At 30.7% G+C, this 2,129-nt stretch carries 3 protein-coding genes; 2 read left to right on the top strand and 1 reads right to left on the bottom strand.

Going from position 1 to position 2,129, the window contains the following annotated elements; all coding sequences use genetic code 11:
• The coding region (locus Q0200_RS05100) for a type VI secretion system domain-containing protein (protein WP_297938564.1) at positions 1-1,270 on the bottom strand (1,270 nt) is incomplete at its 3' end.
• 127 nt (positions 1,271-1,397) lie between these two features.
• On the opposite strand from Q0200_RS05100, the gene tssJ reads away from it, so the two are divergent.
• On the top strand, positions 1,398-1,853 hold the full coding sequence (tssJ, locus tag Q0200_RS05105) for a type VI secretion system lipoprotein TssJ (protein ID WP_122874659.1): 456 nt from the start codon (positions 1,398-1,400) through the stop codon (positions 1,851-1,853).
• A gap of 18 nt (positions 1,854-1,871) precedes the next feature.
• Positions 1,872-2,129, top strand: a 258-nt coding sequence (gene tssK / locus Q0200_RS05110) for a type VI secretion system baseplate subunit TssK (RefSeq protein ID WP_297938571.1), incomplete at its 3' end; no start/stop codon positions are given.

The raw sequence follows: 2,129 nt of genomic DNA on the forward strand, positions 1-2,129 counted from the left end.
AAAGATACTCTTTTAATTGGGTATTTTCTATAAAATTTACTATTTGAGCGTATATGGTTTTTGCGTTACTTTTCATGCCTTTGTCGGAAAAGGCGCTCGCCATTAAAAGCATAGAGTTTAAATTTTCTCTCGAGTTGTTGGTTGTATTTTTGGCATTTATGTCTATTAAAATTTCATTTATATCTAAATCATTGATATTTTTGTCGGAAGTATTTTTTGGTTTAGTATTCTTTTGGCTCATAAAAAAATCAAAAGTTTCTTTAGGACACATGTCTTCCGAATTTTGAAATTTTAATTTTCGTATATCTATATGGTTGTTTAAAAATACGGCAGTTTGTTCTGATATATAATTTTCTATGAAAAATAGATTGTTTTTTCTTAAAAATTTACAAAATATCATTAAACCGTCTATCCAAAAAGGATTTAAGACCAAATTTCGTATAAAAAGTATTAAATTTTCTAAATTCAGCGATTCAATATTTTTAATGTTTATAATCAAATTTTGATCAGGATATCTAACTGGCGAGATAAAATCGCTGTTTGTAGGCAAAGCCTTAATTCTGCCCCATAGCGCTTGCATAAAAATAGCATATGCGTTTATGTTTTGTAAGTCGTCCTTAAGAAGCTCAAGAGATAAATTTACAAAAAAGTCTCTATATTCCCTATCATTGATGGCTTTAATATCCGTATGAGTTGCAAAATTCAAAGAAAGCGTAGCATGCGTATTACTTTGAGGCTGGTTGGCGATTTGTGTATGCGACGGTTGTACATTTTCAGATTCGGATTGCTTTGACGAGTAAGCCGAGATATCGATATTTACAAATTTATGGTCTATAATTTTTTCTAGTTCGTTTAGCAAAAAGACCATGGAGTCTACAAAATTTTGAGGACAATTCAAATTTTGTTTATTCAATTCTTCTATAAAACCGTCCAATGAATTAATAAAAATTTTTCTTTTTATAGCTAGTAGTTTTTCCGTTTGGCCAAGCCTTTGCGGATCATCTTTAAATACTTCTAAAAAAAACTCTAAAACATCTTTCAGAATTTCATAGTTTTTGGGGGAATTTATATTCGTAGCCGCTATGCACAAAAAGCTAAAAAATTTCGTATCGAGAGAGAATGATTGTAAAATTTGATAAGAACAATCAAAAACCCTATCCCATTTTATGCTTTCGTGAGCTAGTGTTTTGTATTTAGACATCTCGTCTTGAAGCTCATCCAAAAAAATATCATTGGAAAAATTGTTATTCAACTCATAATATAACTGCATTTAAAACCCCTATATATTTAAAATCTGCTAGCTATTATTAGTTAAAATCATAAAATTATTTACCTTAATAGTATTTTAAATTTACTTTGATATACTTGTACAGATATACTATTCAAGGTTATTAGTTATGTTTAAAAAAGCGCTTTTAGCAACTATTTTTATGATATTTATGGTAGGTTGTGGTCAGATACAAGTTGGCATAAACAATATGCCTAACTCAAACTTAAATAATCGCGGCGATAATGTTCCAATAACTGTTATAGTTTATCAGTTAAGCGATATTAAGAAGTTTGAAGAGGCTACCGAGATGGATCTTATTGCAAAAGAAAACGAAGTACTAGGAAGAGATAAGATTGACTCCATTAAACTTCAAATTCAACCAAATGCCAATGCGTCTATCGTGAAAATAGACAAAGAAAACGTTCCTTATGTAGGTGTATTGGTGCTTTATGCTGATCAAGGAAAAACTAAAATAAAGGAGTTCAAAAAGACTTCAGACATAAAAGAGGATTATTTAATATTTAGCATATCGGACAAGGATATAAAAGCTCTAGGAGCAAAATCCTTAGTAGTAAAAGAATAAACGAAAGCTTGTGCAGATATGGCTGAAAATTTAAAAGTCGTTTGGTATAATGGAATGAGTGTCGATAAGATTCACTTTGAGCAGCAAGAAAGGTATCTTGAGAGAAATATAAATTTAAAAACTATATCTTCTTTTTCCAACCTTTACGGTGTTTTGGATATTCAAATTTCAAGCGAGCTACTAGAGCAAGGGAAAATAGGACTAAGAAGAATTTCTGCTATCGTTCAAGACGGATCTGTATTTAACGCCCCAGATGAAGATGAGCTCCCCGAGCCT

The organism is uncultured Campylobacter sp. (assembly GCF_938045225.1).
Taxonomy (GTDB): Bacteria; Campylobacterota; Campylobacteria; order Campylobacterales; family Campylobacteraceae; genus Campylobacter_A.

Bases quoted from the DNA above. Each gene is read 5' to 3' on its own strand.
- tssJ (WP_122874659.1), top strand. From the start codon at position 1,398: ATGTTTAAAAAAGCGCTTTTAGCAACTATTTTTATGATATTTATGGTA.